The following is a 17,745-nucleotide window of genomic DNA, read 5'->3' on the forward strand; positions in this document are numbered from 1 at the left end:
AAGTAAAACAAGTTGCTAACATAACTATGTTGCATACCGTTTGTAATATGACCTGGCGAACAGAGAACTCCATGCAGGTATACCTAAAAGAGCAGGTAGTCAAACACCCCAATGAAGTATTCCGTTTCGTGATATTGGTCTTGTATTCTGTATAAGGGCGATGCAAGTCACGTTTTTGATTAATGATTATGTTACTTAAATGGGGTGCTTTTAACAAAAAATCAAAATTATTTTTTGACAAATCCACTTATTTAAGTTTGCAGTTATATACCAATTGCAGGGCAGTTGAAGTTCACTCAAAAAATAAACAATCTGATTTCAATTTGGAAACAATAAAGCCTTGGTTAGATTAAAACTCTGTTATTGACGGTTTTGCAACCAGGCGACAGTATCTTTGCTCGCCGCTCCTAAAGAGGTCGGCGAACATAAAAACAATTCAGGAAGCAAGGGAGTTTATTATGACAAGAACCAATAAGCTGGCCAGTGCGGTTAAATTGGCACTGTTTGCTGCTGTGTCAACGGCAGCAGTATCTGTCTCTCAGGAAGCTTATGCTGCAGAGGAGGGCGACAAGGTTGAGCGTATCGAAGTCACAGGCTCACGTATTCAGCGCCAAGATATGGAAACCGCTTCTCCTGTAACAGTGATCAATGCCGACACTATTCGGGCAGAAGGTTTCACTTCGGTCGATCAATTATTGCAGGCACAAACCTCCATGGCTGGTGCGGCTATTGGCTCAACCACCAATAATGGTGCCGATGGTGTAGCTCAGGTCGATTTGCGAGGTATGGGCGCTAAGCGCACCTTGGTACTGCTTAATGGCCGCCGTATGGTCAATTCCGGCTCCGGTGCCGATAGTGCAGTGGATTTGAATTCTATTCCTGTGGCTATGATTGCCCGGGTGGAAATTCTCAAAGACGGGGCTTCTGCGGTATACGGTTCCGATGCCATTGCCGGTGTAGTTAACATTATCACCAAGAAAGACTTTGAAGGCTTACAGTTGGATTTTAACGGCAGCGGAACCGACAAGGGTGACGGTGAAACCGGGGAATTGAGTCTGTTGTATGGTTTCAACACAGATAATGGCGGCAACTACACTTTTGGCGCGGCGTACTCTGACCGTCGTGGCGTGATCCAGAGTGACCGTGATTGGACAAAGCCTGGTGCCAGTTCTTTCATCCCAACCGGTTCTCTGGCCGGTATGGTCAAAGACGCCAACGGTAACTGGGTTAAGCGCAGTACTGGTTATGATTTCACCAAAGACAGTTGGTTTCAAACGCCAAGCAAGCGCTACAGCCTGTTTGCCAACATGATTCAGGAGCTGGGCAATGAACTGGTATTGTCAGGTGACATACTGTACACCAAGCGTAAGTCCGATCAGCAAATGGCGCCGCAGCCTGCCGATATCATGTTAGGAGTTTGTGGTCAGGCAAGAGTGAATCCTAACCGTTGTATTACCTTGGATCAGTCTATGTTGGCTGCAGGTATAAAGGCGGACAAGACAGGGCGAGTCAATTATCGTCGTCGTACCAATGATGTTGGGCCGCGTATTTATAATCAGGATGTCGATATTCTGCGTGCTTCTCTTGCTCTGCAAGGCACGTTGGATGTCAATACAGGTATGACTTGGGATTTGTCTTATACCTATGGCAAGAATAAGGCCGATACCTGGGTTGAAAACTCTATCAATGCTGAAAAGATGACAAACTCAGTTTACAAGAATCAAGACGCCTGGCTCAGCGGTGCGCCATTGACCCAAGAGATCATCAATGACATAGGCTTTACCGAACGTAACGACGGTGGTAACGAACAACATGTGCTCGCCGGTGTATTGAGTGGTGAGTTGTTTGAGCTGGCAGCCGGTCCTGTTAGTTTTGCTATCGGAACGGAATATCGCTATGACAGTGGATACTTTACCCCGGATCCTGTGATTGTCGCCGGTAAAGGGACAGCTGCTCAGCAAGACCCAACCGACGGTAACTATAATGTTATTTCAATCTATCAGGAGGTTAGTGTACCTTTCAGCGACAAGCTGACCGGTGAATTTGCCCTGCGTTTCGATGATTACTCTACTTTCGGTAAGGCGTCTACCTGGAAGGTAGGACTGACCTATGAAGCGACCGATGAACTTATGCTGCGCGCCGTGGCTGCCACAGGTTTTCGGGCGCCAAATGTCAGTGAACTCTATGGCGGTAACACAGGATCTTACGACTATTTGGAAGACCCGTGGAAGAATGCCCAAGATCCACAAATTTTGGTCAACTATACCTCAGATCCGAATCTGAAGCCCGAGGAGTCAGAGTCCTATTCTGCCGGCTTGGTTTATTCACCGGGTTTTATTGATGGAATGTCTCTGACCTTGGATTACTGGCGTTTTCGGGTAACCAATGCCATTACTCGCCTGGATGCGCAAAAAGGGCTGAAAGATTGTCATGCCGGTAAACAGGTTGCGTGCGAAACTTTCAAAATCACACCATCCGGTGACTTATCCAAGTTCACCAACCCGCTGACCAACGTGGGAAGCCAGAACACCAGTGGTATCGACTTCAACCTGGCTTACAGTTTTGAAGGCCTGGGGCTGGACTGGAAGATCAATAATGACCTGACCTATCTGCTGAAATTTGAGCAGAATGGTGTGGCCTATGACGGTACTATTGACGGTAACTTTGGCGCCTATGCAAAGGTTCGCAATAACCTCAGCATCCAGGCAACTCGTGGTGACTGGAGCCTGATGTATTACAACCGTTATATAGATAAGATGGACGATATCCATACCAAGTACGATAAGAATAATAAACCTTACACAGCGGTTGCCAAGGCGGATGCTGTTCTGTACCACAACATTGTCGGTACCTATCACTTCACCGATGCCTTGACAGCTTCTCTGGGGGTGAAAAACCTGACAGATGAAGAGCCTTCATTTGTATCCAATGGCAGTGATGGAGGAACTGTTCCTGAGGTTTATGACACCATAGGTCGTCAAATCTACGGTGGTGTAACTTATAAGTTCTAGGCCATAGAACAGTGCCAAAGGGACAATGCCGGTCAGCATTTAATCGACTGGTATTGTCCTGATGGGCGTTGTTAATGGTATGGACGCACCTCCCCTCCGGCTCACATACTGAAGGGGAACTCTTAAACCGAGGTCCATATCATGAAAGCCACTGTTACTTTAGGTATCGATTTAGCTAAAAACTCCTTTTCGCTACATGGAATTTCAGCTGATGGTACCGTCACCATTAAGAAATCCGTCACTCGAGTCAATCTAGCTAAGTTCATCGCAAAGCTTGAACCCTGCCTAATCGGTATGGAGGCTTGTGCAGGCGCCCATTACTGGGCTCGAAAATTCACACATTTCGGGCATGAAGTGAAATTGATGCCGCCTCAATACGTAAAACCTTACGTCAAAACCAACAAAAATGATGCTGCAGATGCTGAAGCGATATGTGAAGCCGTTACACGCCCCAATATGCGGTTTGTCCCGGCTAAATCTGTCGACCAGCAAGCCATATTGTCTGTTCATCGAGCTAGAGAGTTATTAGTGCAGTCAAAGACTGCCCAGACCAACCAAATTCGAGGCCTGCTTGCGGAGTTTGGTGTTGTTATTGCTAGAGGTAGAGGTCCATTCAAAGAACAACTCCCCGATATTATCGAGGATGCTAGCAATGAGCTGCCTTGCGTAATACGCGAAACCTTGCAGTGCTTACTAGAGCTAGTTGAAAAACTGTCCAAAAAGATTACCGTCCTAGAACGTACAATTCAGGCTTGGAGCCGACAGTCTGCTGACGCTAGCCGGCTAGAACAAGTCCTGGGTATCGGGCCTATTACTGCAAGTGCACTTGTTGCGACCGTCGGCAACGCAAAACATTTCAAAAACGCGCGACAGTTGGCTGCTTGGCTTGGCCTAGTCCCCCGTCAGCACTCTACCGGAGGCAAAACCGTATTGCTTGGGATAAGCAAGCGGGGTGATGGCTACGTTCGAAAACTGTTAGTCCACGGAGCTAGAGCCGTTGTAAGTCACAGTAAAAGAGCCAAAAGCGGGTCTTCAGAGTGGCTCAACTCCCTGTTAGAGACCAAACATACGAATACAGCCATCGTGGCTCTAGCTAATAAAAATGCACCGATTGCTTGGGCATTGCTCACCAACCAATCTGAATATGTACCACAGAGCAATTAGTAGTTCGCATGCAATAATTGTCCAATGGAACCACAGGTAAGACCGTGACCAGTCAAATCTGTTTTGATCAAGGGAGTTAATCACTCCGCGTTGTTGTAAAGAACCTGGTCAGCGGAAACCATACAGGGGCTTTAGACCTCGGATATATGGCTGCAATAATGGTTTTAACTGACGATTATTTGCGAAACCGGTGCGTCCATATATGATCAAATTATTCGCTTGAACGCAACAGCCCCTAGGCTTTCAGATGCTTTACGAGATTTTCTGGCGAACAGGCATACCCAGTCTTATGACTTTGTTTAATGCCTTAACCCCAGCCAATGCCTCACTCACTTGCCCGTTATAGTCATGCAAACTTAATTTGGCGCTAATGAGTTGTTTGTAGCGATACATGGCGGTCTCAGATAAGGAACGCTGATGGTAGTGATTCATCAATTTCCATTGCTTCAACTCTCCGGCCTTAAGTGCATCCACTGCTTCATTTCGAGGATGCCCTGGTTCCCAGTATCCGGCATTTGAGCGAGGTGGACTCGTTGGCTTCGCCTGCTTTCGTCGCAATAATTTATGACAAGCTTTGGTATCGTAAGCCCCGTCAGCGGAGACTTGTCTAAGCTTGCGTCTTAGGGGAGCCAGTAACGCTGGAAGTACTTCATTATCTGCTACAGTTTCAAGGCTTGTTTGCGCACCGATAATTTCATGTGTAGCGGCATCGATAGCCAAATGAAGCTTGCGCCAAACCCGACGTTTTTCTTTGCCATGCTTACGCATTTTCCATTCACCTTCGCCATACACTTTGAGGCCTGTGGCATCGACGACAACATGCGCTACCGCACCTCTTGAGGGATTGCGGTACTTGACGTTCACCGTCTTGGCGCGTTTACTGATACAGCTGTAGTCTGGAGCAATTAACGGTATTTTCATCAGCTGAAACAGGGAGTTGATGAACCCTTCGGTCGCACGTAATGACAGCTTAAAAATCCCTTTGAGCATCAAGGCGGTTTCGATGGCGGTGTCGCTGAATTGAAAGCCACGGCCACGACCGCCGTGATGCTTTGTGCAATGCCAAGCGTTAACCGCTGCCTCGTCCAGCCAGAAGGTAACCGAACCACGGTTGACTAATGCCTGATTGTATTGCTTCCAATTGGTGATATTGCGTTCTGACTTACCCATGAAACTGACCGAAGACCTGTTATGCAAGATCAGATCATGGAAAGCAAAAAAGGTTCCGCTTATTTAGGCAACAACGCCGAGTGGTGCACTTCGGAGTTGAATTCGCGACTAGTCGGAAAACGTTGTTTCATTTTTGGATTTATAGTAGTTATTATGTTGCGTTTGAGCATTTGTGTGATTGCCTGAGTAAAAACAATTAATCCTCAATATAATAGAAAATAGTATGATTTCTTGTTGCATTGCTTTCCTGATGCAGGATGTAAATTCTGTTTTCATCCTGTCTTGGTGGTGATATCAACTGTGAATACGGGTTTCTATAGCGTTAACATTTTCTCGGTTTGGTATTTTTGGTGTTTTTTATCGCCTCATACTTGCAAGGTTAATATTATTTCATTTTCGAGTTTAAGTGGTGTTGATATAAGATGCGCTCTCTTAAAAGCCCTCGTGACAATACAAGAAAGTATTATTGGTGTATTGCTAATTGTTGATGGTTTCTGCCTAACATCTCATTTTTAAGATTGAAAAATTAGAATTTATTTCTATTTTAATCTTGGCTTTAGGAATGCTGCAGTTTGTAGCATATTCAATTACGGTTTCAGTTTTATTGAACTTGAAGTGTTGAAAGGATTTTTGTTTTCATCTGTTGCGATATAAATACGGTAGCGTTTTTATGTTCAGCAGGATAGTTTTATAATTACTTGATAGCCAGTTATGTACTTAATTCATGTTATCTTTAACAGTTAATTTTGATTGTTGGCACTAACTTTTGTGTGTTTTTACTTTTACAACTGTCTAACGATGATTGATTGGTATCCGCCAATTTAAATAAGTTTGAGCTTTGCTCAATTTTTAATGAAGGAAATAATGATGAAGAAATTACTGTTTGTTTTACCTGTGTTCGTCTGTTCCACTGTCTTTGCTGTGGATGGTACAGTGAATTTTACAGGGAATGTAATTGGGGTTGCATGTGAAGTAAATCCTAGCTCCCAAGTTAATAATGTGAAAATGGGAGATATTAGTTCAGCTATCTTCAATGACGTAGGAGATACAGCAGCGCCGACCAGGTTTGAAATTGCGATAACAGGTTGTGATGATTCACTGCAAAAGGTCAATGTTCGTTTTGATGGGCCGACAGACAATAATAATAGCAGATTGTTGGCTTTGAGCCAAGGTGAAACTGCTGCGAAGGGGCTCGCCATTGCGCTTTACGAAGACGATGCAACAACGCTTATTCCATTGGCTTCAGCCTCAAAGAGTAAAGACTTGGAAGGTGGTGCTGCTACCCTGTCTTATGTGGCCAAGTATATGGCCACAGCTGACAGCGTAACGACAGGTAGTGCCAATGCAACTACTAACTTTACCCTGAGCTACAACTGATAAGCCTCTGTTTTTAGGTATTTACCTTGAACTAAGAGGGCAGGGAAGCCCTTATTCATTTGTATAATATTTTTATTAAGCGCTACTGCAAGTGGTAAATAAAATTGAGTGAAATGATGAAACTTATAAAAGTATTGTGCCTCGTGGGGAGCCTTTTCGGGGTTGTACAGTCTGCCTATGCCGGTGTTGTGGTTGGCGGAACTCGGGTTGTCTATGATGGCGCTAAACGTGAAACTTCTATTTCAGTGAATAATCCTGAAAAGGTTAACCCATATTTGATTCAATCCTGGGTTGATGAAGATAATCTCCATAGTGGGAAGGCGCCATTTATTGTTACGCCACCCTTGTTTCGCTTGGATGCTGGGCAGGAAAATATATTACGTATTGTCTATACCGGTGGTCAGTTACCAGCAGATAGAGAGTCGGTATTTTGGTTGAACATTAAGTCAGTGCCGTCCTCCTCTGAAAATGATAATAATCAACTGCTGATAGCGGTGAAAACCCGGATTAAACTCTTTTATCGCCCTGTGGGTTTGGAGGGTAAAGCAGCTGCCGAGGCTTATAAAAAACTAGTGTTTACTCAGAGTGAAGGTAATTTGATAGTCAGTAATCCTACTGCTTATCACGTCTCACTTTATTCGTTGACGGTTGATGGTGAAGAGATAGAAGACGCCGGCATGGTTGCACCAAAGTCAGATTTTAGTTGGTTATTACCGAATAAGCATGTCACACAGGTTCGTTGGCAAGCTATTAATGATTTCGGCGGTGTTTCTCAGGAAGTCAGTTTATTATTATGATTATTAGTGTTTAATTGGAACTATTTTTTCTTTTGATGAGTAGATAGTCTTTTTATTTAATTTTGGAAGTTTGTTATGGCCAAGCGATTGATGCCTAAAATGATAAATGTTGAGCCGTATTGGAGTAAAGGTAAGGCTGGAACGCTGATCATAGTCGCAGTTACAGTCTTTTATGGCTGTAACTCTTTATTGGTCATGGCTGACGTTTATTTCAATCCTGCGGCTCTTGAAATTCAGGGTGATGGACAGGCTGTTGATTTGGCTGGTGTGTTGTCCCAAGGGAAACAGCTGCCCGGCACCTACCTTGTCGATATCTATTTAAATGACAGCTTTATCGAAAGCCGCAGGATAAATTTTAGGCTGTTTAATGAGCGCTTAATTCCTGAGTTGGATCTTGTTCAGTTAAAAAAAATGGGAGTTAAAGTTGATGCTTTTTTAGAGCTTAAAAATATGCCATTGGATGCGCCGTTGATGAACTTGGGTCAGTATATTCCGGCAGCCAGTAGTGAGTTTGATTTTAGTCAACAGCGATTGAATATAAGTATCCCTCAGGCAGCATTGAATAATCAAATTCGCGGTCAGATAACACCTAGTGAATGGGATCAAGGCGTGACCAGCGGATTTATCAACTATAGCTTTAGAGGTGGCAACACTGACAACAAAGGTGGTGACTCAGCCCATAGTCAGTTTATTAGTTTACGCAGTGGCGCAAACTGGGGAGCTTGGCGTTTCCGAAATTCTTCTACCTATATAAATGCTACGGAAACGGATTCGCAGTGGAATACCATCAATACTTATGCTGAACGAGATATCCATGCTATTCGTGGACGCTTGACTCTCGGGGAAAGTTTTACATCTTCAACTTTGTTCGACAGTTTGCCCTTTTTAGGTGGACAATTGACATCAGATGAGAGCATGTTGCCTGAAAGTCAGCGTGGATTTGCCCCTGTGGTGAGAGGTATTGCTCGTAGCAATGCACAGGTGACCATTCACCAAAATGGCTACATTATTTATCAAACTTATGTCGCGCCGGGAAAGTTTGAGATCACTGACTTATTTCCAACTTCGTCCAGCGGTGATCTGGAGTTGACCATTACTGAAGCGGACGGCACTAAGCAGCATTCGGTGCTACCTTATTCTGCCGTACCAATAATGGTGCGGGAAAAAAGCTGGCGCTATGCGCTGGCGGCGGGACAGTACCACTCGACAACGGTAAATGCCCTTAAAACCAATTTTAGTCAGGGAAGTTTGGTATATGGTTTGCTCAATGACACCACTATTTATAGTGGCTTTCAATTGGCAGATAACTATCAAGCTCTCGTATTTGGCGTGGGCCGCGGTTTGGGTGAGTGGGGTTCTGTGTCCCTTGATGCTACTGGCGCACGTGCAATGACGGGAGATGATGGTAACAAAAAGGGCCAGTCATACAGGGCTCAGTATGCGAAAGAGGTAAAGGCCTCTGGCACATCCATGACTTTAGCGGGATATCGTTATACCAGTAGCGATTTTTATGACTTCAGTGAAGTGAATGAACCGGCAGATTGGAGCATCTATTATAAAAAACAACGGCGTTGGCAGTTGCAGGTCAATCAGTCTTTGGGCCGCTGGGGCAATATGTACATTTCCAGTTATCAACAAAAGTATTGGCATAGAGACGGTTTTGATCACAGTGTCAGTGCCGGTTATAACCTCAGTGCTGCTGGGGTTAATTACGGCTTAAGTTACGCCTATAACCAACAACCCTATGGCGGTCACTCTGAACGACAGCTTGCTGTGAATGTCCAGATCCCCTTGAATATTGGCGGCCGTAATAATTGGACGACCTTCAACCTCAACAATAATAGTCATGGTGATAGCTCGCAACAATTTGGAATTGGAGGGACTACTCTGGAAAATGATAGCTTGAGCTACAATGTGCAACAAAGTTATGCCAACCGTTATAACGGAGCCAGTGGCAACCTGTCTGCCAACTATAAGAGTCGTTATGCCAATCTTAATGGTGGGTACAGTTATAACGATCAACTAGCACAACTGCACTATGGTATTGACGGCGCCATTGTAGGTCATCCATACGGTATCACTTATGCCCAGCCACTGGGAGACACCATGGCGCTGGTGAAAGCCAGAGGAGCCGGTGATGTCAGGGTTCAGAATGGTACAAATATTTTGACTGATGCCAGAGGATATGCGGTAGTGCCATATGTTACCCCCTATGCCAAAAACCGCATTGCCTTGGATACGCAAACTATGGCTGAAAACCTGGATATGGATACCAATGTTCGTACGGTTATCCCAACTAAAGGTGCTCTGGTTCTGGCTGATTATAAAACCTTTTTAGGAAGTCGGGTGTTGATGACATTTACTTATCAGGGAAGCCCTGTGCCGTTTGGGGCTCAAGCCATACTCTTGATGGCTGATGGTGAAGAAGGCAGTCGCTCAATTGTTGGTAATGATGGGCAGGCTTACTTCAGTGGTGTGCCGCAGAATGGTCAGGTCCATGTTTCCTGGGGAGATAAAGCCAACTATCAATGCAGTGCGCCCTACGGTTTGCCTGAGTTGGATGTTGAGGTGGCTGTACGTATGGTGGAAGTACAATGTCTATAAACAATTGTCCTATTCAAATTAAGGTTTCATTAAAAATGAAAAACAAACTATTCGGCTTGCTGGCAGTATTGACTTTACTGCCCTTGCCGACACTGGCTAGTTGTAGTTTTTTTCCTGGGTTTTCTGCTACTGACAATGTATCAATCAGTTTTAAGCCAGTGCTAGTGCAGCGAGACACCCCTATAGGCACAGTGCTGGATTCGGTTTACAATGAGTCTCTTCTAAACCGAGCAGAATTTATTAAGTGTGATCGGCCATTGGTAACTGAATGGAATAGTGTTGCAAGGAAAGTTATGTATAGTAATGAAGAGTTACTAGAGTCCGGTGTTCCAGGGATCTCAATTCGAGTAATTACACCTGGAGGTAGATATAGTAAAGGGCGCTATGAAGGTCCTTTTCCTAGACTAATGACTAATCAGACTGGATGTCTCGGAACTATAGCTTACGCCAAATTGTGCGGAGAAAACTTCGGTCCGTTAAAACTTGAACTGGTTAAAACAGCTGAGGTGACAGGTTCAGGTCAAATTTTTTCGGGAGTAATCGTCAAAGCCGCTGCAACAGGCGTGACTGATGTATACACCTATAACCTAACCGCTTCGTCAGTCCAGACTGCCGCCTGTTCGGTAAAAAATACTGCGATTACTGTGCCATTGGGGAATGTTTATGAAAATCATTTTTCCGGAGTCGGCAGTACATTGGCAGAACAGGCTTTTACTATTCCTCTTGATTGCAATGCGGGAACTAAAGTAAATGTAACCTTGGATGCGATTAAAGACAGTTCAGGTGAAAAAGGGGTTATTGCATTGAGTGATGTTAATAATCAAATCAAAGCTACCGGAGTGGGCGTACAACTAAGATATAAAGATGCCCCTGTTACTTTGGGCGAGCCGATAAAGGTCGGCACAGCTGTAACTGAAGGGAGTTACAATGTGCCTTTAACGGCTAGGTATTATCAAACTGAAAGTAAAATTGGCCCTGGGATCGCCAATGCGGTTGCTACCTTTACCATGATCTATAATTAACGACACACTCTATTGTGCTTATTCATCTGACGTCAGTTCTGACTAGGCCTGTTTGCTGGATTGATAGAAAAGACTTAATCCATGTAGTTGATTGTTCGTGATATCAAAAAAGCCGGTCAGCAAATTGCCAACCGGCTGGGTTGAGTTCGCCGCATCATTGCTTTTTTCGGTCAAACCACTGACTTTGAGCTGCCTTAATCGTTATTTCCTGTCCCTGTCCATTGGATATTGGCTTTAATCTCTTCCACCAAACCGGCATCCTCTTCGGTAATATGACCTATAACACTGTAAATTTTGCCGACAACAGGCTGCTCGATATTGAATTGCGCCTGGCAGTATTCGATACCATTTTCTTCACCGGGGAACAGATAGGCTGGAATGCGATATTCCATACCTTGGTAGCTGAGGTTGAGGTTGTAAAACTCTCTTACCTCATCACAGCTGAAGTCGGTGTTGGGCACATCGAAGTAGAGCCCCACCTTGGCGCCGCCATTATCCGCCGCAGTCATCTGCATGGTCAGGTGACCGAGCTGATAGGTTGCTTCTTTGGCCGCCGGAAGTTCAGCGGTAAACATACGACCTTGGGCATCGTCATCAGACTCAATATCCAGACGTTTTTCTACATCATCGGCGTTGGCAAACAGAGTGTAGCGACCGCCCCACATTTGGGCGACTTTGGCTCCTTTACCCACTCCTGCTATGGCGTCGGTCAACGTGATGGTTTCCTGATGTTCAACACCTTCATCATCGCCGTACTCCAGCACCATTTGGCCTAGTTCATTGATGATATAAGTGGAAACTTCCACGGTTGCAGTAGCGGAGCATTCGCTGAGGTTGTCTTGAGTGCGGACATTACGCAGCACAGAGCCGTTTTTGAACTCCAGAGTGTCGCACCATACTTGCATCACACCGTCGTCGTGCTCGTTTGCAGAACCCCATTCTGTGGTGAACCAGGTTTTGCCTTCCAGCGGATGTTTGGGCTCTGGTTCGACACCGTTATCGGCAACCTTGACTTTAAGATCGACTCTCACAGGCGCATGTTTGCCGTCATTGACTGTCACAGTGATCACAAAGTCGCCGGCAACCAGAGGCTTGCCGGACAAACGCAATGAGTCACCTTGCTCAATTTTCAGGGCGATACCTTGCATATCTGTCATGGCGCTGAAGGTCAGTTGATCTTTATCCTGATCGCCAAACAGCTCATCCAGGTCAATCACCTGATCGATTTGATTGCCCACTGTCAGCGCCATGCGTGCCAGTTCAGCTTCCAGTTCGGCTTTTTCAGCCGGGTTGATGACAGGAGCATGGTTGATACTGCTGACTTCAATCTCAATTTCCAGTGGGTAAGAGCGGGCGCCCTTACTGTCGGTGGCGTAAGCGTGCAGCTCTATTTCACCGGCTATCTTAGGTGTGCCGCTGAGTACGCCTGTTTTGGCATCGAATGCCAGGCCCAGGGTTTCCAGTGCTATGTTGCCATCTTCCTCCATCAGGCTCAGAGTGAAGCTGTCGTTGTCCTTGTCGGCAAAAGCGGCTGACAAATCTACGGCAGTCATCGGCTGACCCAGTTCCACTTCAATTTGGGTCAGCTTGTCCAGCTCGGCCTGGTTCAAGGCAATATGAGGCCTGTGATTGGATTCTACACCGCCTTCTGGGGTGATCACCGGCTCGTAGTCGTCGAGTTTGTCACCGGCTTCCACCTTGGCAGCCACATCTTCAACCAAGAGTTGCAGATGCGCTTCAGCCAGGCCCTGATGGCTAACCAGCGTCTCGCCGACAATGTTCAGCGCTTGAGCGACCCTGTTGGCACTACTCTTGGCCAGATAGTCACCAAACAGCAGCTCTGGTTCGGCTTTAAGTTCAGCAAATTGAGCCGACACAGCTTGTTCGGCATCCGCCTTGGATACACCTTGGTTGGCGTCCATATGCTTGACAACCAAGTCGGTCAGCGGGCTGATCACCTGGCTGTTGGCATCTTTGCTTGCCGGGGCCTTGAGCTCAAAGGTTTTTTTCACCAAGCCGCGGCTTTCATCCATGGTTTTGTCGGCAATGGCCTTAACACACAGTGTTTGTCCCTGATATTGGCCATCGATCCGGGCAATACCGCCTTTGCCGGTTGTCGCCACTTTGGTTTGGCAGTTTTCGCCGGCATAAACGTCGGCATTCACCAGATAACCATCAATGGCTGTGACCGAAAATGATTTGGCTGTGGGGTTGTCATTGTTGTCGCTGCCGCCGCAACCGGCCAGTGCCAGTGCAATTGACGCTGCAAGCAAAGTCGTCTTCTTCATTCTCTATCCCAAAATAATTAGAGCGCCTTGATTACGCCCATCCACCTTTTTAGATACAAAAGTTCCATTTAAAGGGATGCAGATGATAACTTTGATAAACAAAAGATAAATTGATTGGGTTCACATAAAATTCCTGATTAAAAACAGTGTGATAGGTTTAATTTTGAGCTGTGGTTTAATTTTGGACACATATTGGCGTCATAATCGCCAAAAGTGCCGCTATCTGAGTTTTTACTTGTCAGAAGCAAGGAATTGTGCCGCCTGAATGGATTGATAAATGCTTATAAATAAGAGGGTTATTGATGGCTTGTTAATTGCCTCTCGGGTAGCAGAAATGAAAGTTCTGGATTGAATTAGCGCGTATTTAGCCCACGCCAAGGCGCTGAGGTTAAGCCGCCGGTTTGTTAAAAGTGAACCTTGGTTCAGTGTAAAAAAAACAGCTCCGCAAGAGTGGCATCTGCGGAGCTGTTCTAAATGGAACTGTTTTAAATGAGAGTTAAGCCGAATTTAATGCCCGTTGCTCACTACCTTGTTTCAGAAACCTGTCTAAGGAGTTTTTTCAGTCGCTTAGGTTTTGGTAACTGGGCTCAGTAGCCTGCCGCTTCGCTGCCGGCGCGGCGCGGGTCAGATGCACCAAATTTACCTTCTTCGGTCACCATAATGCTCTGGGTGCTGCCCATGGAACTTTTGACCTTGACCTGGTGGCCCATGGCTTCCAGCAGCGCTATGGTGTCACCATTGAGGCTGCGCTCTACCCGAATTTCATCCGGCAGCCACTGGTGATGCATCCGCGGTGCAAAGCTGGCTTCGGCTATATTCAGGTCGTGGTCAATCACATTCATGATGATCTGCAGCACTGTGGTAATGATCCTGGCGCCCCCCGGGCTGCCGGTAACCAGAAACGGCTGACCGTCTTTCATTATCATGGTCGGGCTCATGGAGCTCAGTGGCCGCTTGTTGCCCTGTACCGAGTTGGCTTCACCGCCCACTAGGCCATAACCGTTGGGCGTGCCGGGTTTGGCTGAGAAATCATCCATCTCATTGTTCAGCAAAATCCCTGTACCATCGGCCACCAGCCCAGAGCCATAACTGAAGTTGAGGGTATAGGTGTTGGATACCGCATTGCCCCATTTATCCACGACCGAGTAGTGAGTTGTCTGGTCACTTTCATAGGGGGCCAGCTTGCCGGGTTTGACCTGGCTTGAAGGGGTGGCGTGCTTGCTGTCGATGCTCTTGGCCAATGTTTTGGCATAATCCGGGCTCAACAGGGCTTTAACCGGCACAGGATAGAAATCCGGATCGCCGAGATACTCGCTGCGATCGGCATAGGCCCGTCTCATGGCCTCGGCCATAAGATGCAAAGTGGCGGCGGTGTTATGGCCCAGATCATGGATGGGGTACTGCTCGAGAATGTTGAGGATCTCTATGATATGAATACCACCCGATGATGGCGGCGGCATGGAAACCACCTCATAGCCTCGATAGTGTCCGCGCACCGGCTGGCGCTCTATGGCCTGATAGTTGTTGAGATCCTCTAGGGTCATGATGCCGCCGGCGGCCTGAATGGCACTCACCAGTTTCTCGGCGGTTTCCCCTTGGTAAAATCCTTTGCTGCCCTGTTTGGCAATCAGCTCCAGCGAGTGAGCCAACTCAGGTTGCTTGATGATTTCGCCCGGTACAAAGCTGCTGCCATCAGCCTTGTAGAAGATGGCGGCAGAGCTTGGCCATTGGGAGATGCGGCGCTTAACTCCATCGAGGGAGTTGGCCAGATCTGAAGTAACGCTGATCCCTTCCCGCGCCAGTTTGATCGCCGGGGCTATCACTTGTTCCCGTTTCATGGTGCCATACTTGGACAGGGCCAGCTCCATGCCCATCACAGTGCCGGGAACGCCTACCGCCAGGCCGTGCTCGCGGCTGAGTTTATTGACCGCATTGCCCTTGTCATCGAGGAAGATATCCCTGTGGGCCTTGGAAGGCGCCATCTCCCGATAATCTATGGCTATGGTCTTGTTTTCCTTCGCCAGGTGTACCAGCATGAAACCGCCGCCACCTATATTGCCGGCCCGGGGCAAAGTCACTGCCAGGGCATAACCCACGGCCACAGCTGCATCTACCGCGTTGCCGCCTTGCTTGAGAATATCTACCCCGATACGGGAAGCCAGTGCCTCCTGGCTGGAAACCATGCCATGCTTGGCCCAAACGGGCTGGGCTGTGGCCATTTCACTGTAAATCGAGGATTCATTGGCGGTAACTTGTGGGCTGTAACTCAGGGTGGAGGCTGTTGGCAGCGCCAGAGCGACGGCGAAGATCAGCGGTTTTATCAGACGCACTATATTTCCTTATACTGCTTTTGCTTAAGTTGCTATGCAATGTGCCGCCAATTATCCTTGATTGCAAGTTTGCCTCGGCATATGGAATAAATTTGGACAATAAGCACTGGCAGTGGCGTTTTGCCGCCGGCATTGATGAGATCCCCGCCGCCGAGTGGGATCTGTGTCTGGCTGACGATGGCCAAACAGAGCCGGACAACCCATTTTGTCTGCATGCTTTTTTGAAGGCGCTGGAGCAAAGTGGCAGTGTTTGCGCCGTAGCCGGCTGGCAACCCATGCATTTACAGCTGTTTTGCAACGACAGGCGTTTGGCTGTGATGCCTCTCTATCTCAAGGATCACTCCTGGGGCGAATATGTGTTCGACTGGGCCTGGGCCGATGCCTATCAGCGCCACGGTGAAGCCTATTATCCCAAGCTGGTCTGCGCCATTCCCTTTACGCCTGTCAGCGGCCCAAGACTCGGGATAGCGCCTGAGGCCAGGGCGGCGGCCGCTGATATCCAGCAGGCGCTGGCGAAACTGTTTTGGCAACTGCTCGAAAGCTACTCCTCCTGGCATTGGCTGTTTGTCAGCAAGGGGCAACTTGATTCATTGCGGCATTTGCCCCAGACCTTGGTGCGGGAAGGCACGCAGTTTCATTGGTTTAACCGGGGTTACAGCCAGTTTGATGATTTTTTGGCGCGGCTCAACTCGAAACGGCGCAAGAATATTCTCAAAGAGCGCCGCGCCTTGGCTGACTTGCAGTTTGTCTGGCTCAGGGGCGATGAGCTGCAAGATTGGCACTGGCAGCTTTTCTATCGCTGCTATCGGCAAACCTACCTGAAACGCTCCGGCCATGGGGGATATCTTCAGCCCGACTTTTTCAAGCAACTCGGTAAGTTGATGGCGGCCGAGGTGCGTTTGCTCCTGGTTCACCGCTTGGGTGAAACGCCGCAACAGGCGCTGGCATGCGCGCTTTATCTGCAGGGGAAAGATACTCTTTATGGCCGCTATTGGGGCGCACTTGAGGAGATCCCGGCGCTGCATTTCGAGGCCTGTTACTGGCAGGGAATAGACTATTGCATCAAGAACGGCCTCAGTTGCTTTAACGCCGGTGCCCAGGGGGAGCACAAGCTTATCCGCGGTTTTGAGTGTGTCACCACCTATTCGCTGCATGGCATAGCGCATCCAGGCTTTCGGGAGGCGATAGCCGATTTCTGTCAAACAGAGGCCGGCAATAACCGCTTGTATCAAGCGCAGTTGCAGCAGGCCTTACCCTACAAAAAGGGCGATTAACCCAGCGCCAGCCAGACACCGACCCCCAACATCAGGCTGCCGGCTATCCGGTTGAGCAGACGGACATTGTTGCCACGGCTCAAAAATAGCCTCAGGCTCTTGCCGCCATTGGCATAGGCCAGCATGCAGATGAGCTCGGTACACATGATAATGCCGATGAGTGCCGTTAGTTGCGGTGCCATAGGTTGCTGCAGATTGATAAAGGGAGGCAGCAAGGAAATCATAAAGGCCCAGCCCTTGGGATTGGCAATGGCGGTGACAAAGCCTTGGGAGATCAACGCCGTGCGCTTGATACTTCGGGGTTGGTCCAGATTGGCCATCTTGCCCTTGGCCCGCCACATATTGATGCCGAGCCAGATAAGATAGGCACCGCCAAGATATTTGAGCCCCTGGAAGATCATTGGATGTTTCAACATAACCGTGGCCACACCCAGCACGGCCGCCAAAGCCACCAGGGCGACTCCCACGAGTTCACCCAGCATCATCCACAGAGTGCGGCGCACCCCAATGCTCATCCCCAGTGTCATGGCCAGGGTCATGCACATTCCCGGGGTAACGGAAACAAAGAAAAAGGTTGGAATAAAAGCGGCGAGCAGGGCGTAGTCTTGCATTTTGGGTACAGCTGTCTCTCAAAAAGGGAGATCAGTCTAATGAAATCCTACCGGGTGACAAAGTAAAAAATTGCAGCGCTCAATACACTAAGGCGGA

At 47.6% G+C, this 17,745-nt stretch carries 11 protein-coding genes; 7 read left to right on the top strand and 4 right to left on the bottom strand.

The genetic code is table 11. The features are described from left to right. Window positions 1-458 precede the first annotated feature (458 nt). On the top strand, window positions 459-3,011 hold the full coding sequence (locus WKR14_RS09115) for a TonB-dependent receptor plug domain-containing protein (protein ID WP_234556633.1): 2,553 nt from the start codon (window positions 459-461) through the stop codon (window positions 3,009-3,011). Between the two features lie 141 nt (window positions 3,012-3,152). Beyond that, window positions 3,153-4,175 carry an IS110 family transposase gene (locus WKR14_RS09120; protein WP_226565805.1) on the top strand — a complete coding sequence of 341 codons (1,023 nt, stop codon included), beginning with the start codon at window positions 3,153-3,155 and terminating at the stop codon, window positions 4,173-4,175. Between the two features lie 252 nt (window positions 4,176-4,427). On the opposite strand, the gene WKR14_RS09125 is transcribed toward WKR14_RS09120, so the two are convergent. After that, complete coding sequence (locus tag WKR14_RS09125; RefSeq protein ID WP_248952531.1) at window positions 4,428-5,345, bottom strand: IS5 family transposase; 918 nt, start codon at window positions 5,343-5,345, stop codon at window positions 4,428-4,430. Between the two features lie 864 nt (window positions 5,346-6,209). Between WKR14_RS09125 and WKR14_RS09130 the strand changes: the two genes are divergently transcribed. The 4 genes from WKR14_RS09130 to WKR14_RS09145 all read left to right on the top strand — a co-directional run bounded on the left by WKR14_RS09130 (window position 6,210) and on the right by WKR14_RS09145 (window position 11,145). Then, window positions 6,210-6,722: a fimbrial protein gene (locus WKR14_RS09130; protein ID WP_226565804.1), complete on the top strand. Its 513-nt coding sequence runs from the start codon at window positions 6,210-6,212 to the stop codon at window positions 6,720-6,722. 113 nt (window positions 6,723-6,835) lie between these two features. Beyond that, the gene (locus tag WKR14_RS09135) at window positions 6,836-7,519 is read left to right on the top strand and encodes a fimbrial biogenesis chaperone (protein ID WP_226565803.1); all 684 of its coding nucleotides are present in this window, start codon (window positions 6,836-6,838) and stop codon (window positions 7,517-7,519) included. 75 nt (window positions 7,520-7,594) lie between these two features. Continuing rightward, window positions 7,595-10,123 carry a fimbria/pilus outer membrane usher protein gene (locus WKR14_RS09140; protein ID WP_339087658.1) on the top strand — a complete coding sequence of 843 codons (2,529 nt, stop codon included), beginning with the start codon at window positions 7,595-7,597 and terminating at the stop codon, window positions 10,121-10,123. Beyond that, window positions 10,114-11,145: a fimbrial protein gene (locus WKR14_RS09145; protein WP_248952534.1), complete on the top strand. Its 1,032-nt coding sequence runs from the start codon at window positions 10,114-10,116 to the stop codon at window positions 11,143-11,145. The genes WKR14_RS09140 and WKR14_RS09145 overlap by 10 nt, the downstream gene beginning before the upstream one ends. Before the next feature lie 194 nt (window positions 11,146-11,339). Here WKR14_RS09145 and WKR14_RS09150 read toward each other — a convergent pair whose 3' ends face one another. Both WKR14_RS09150 and ggt read right to left on the bottom strand, forming a co-directional pair. Then, complete coding sequence (locus WKR14_RS09150) at window positions 11,340-13,433, bottom strand: hypothetical protein (RefSeq protein WP_339087659.1); 2,094 nt, start codon at window positions 13,431-13,433, stop codon at window positions 11,340-11,342. Window positions 13,434-14,020: 587 nt separating this feature from the next. Next, window positions 14,021-15,763, bottom strand: coding sequence for a gamma-glutamyltransferase (gene ggt / locus WKR14_RS09155; RefSeq protein ID WP_287590204.1), 1,743 nt, complete (start codon window positions 15,761-15,763; stop codon window positions 14,021-14,023). A gap of 92 nt (window positions 15,764-15,855) precedes the next feature. Between ggt and WKR14_RS09160 the strand changes: the two genes are divergently transcribed. Further along, window positions 15,856-17,037, top strand: a complete 1,182-nt coding sequence (locus WKR14_RS09160) for a GNAT family N-acetyltransferase (protein WP_339087660.1) — start codon at window positions 15,856-15,858, stop codon at window positions 17,035-17,037. On the opposite strand, the gene WKR14_RS09165 is transcribed toward WKR14_RS09160, so the two are convergent. After that, entirely contained in the window at window positions 17,034-17,648 is a 615-nt protein-coding gene (locus WKR14_RS09165) for a LysE family translocator (RefSeq protein ID WP_025011125.1), read from the bottom strand. The genes WKR14_RS09160 and WKR14_RS09165 overlap by 4 nt on opposite strands. Window positions 17,649-17,745 lie beyond the last annotated feature (97 nt).

Origin of the sequence: Shewanella chilikensis (assembly GCF_037953065.1) — a bacterium.
Classification (GTDB): domain Bacteria; phylum Pseudomonadota; class Gammaproteobacteria; order Enterobacterales; family Shewanellaceae; genus Shewanella; species Shewanella chilikensis.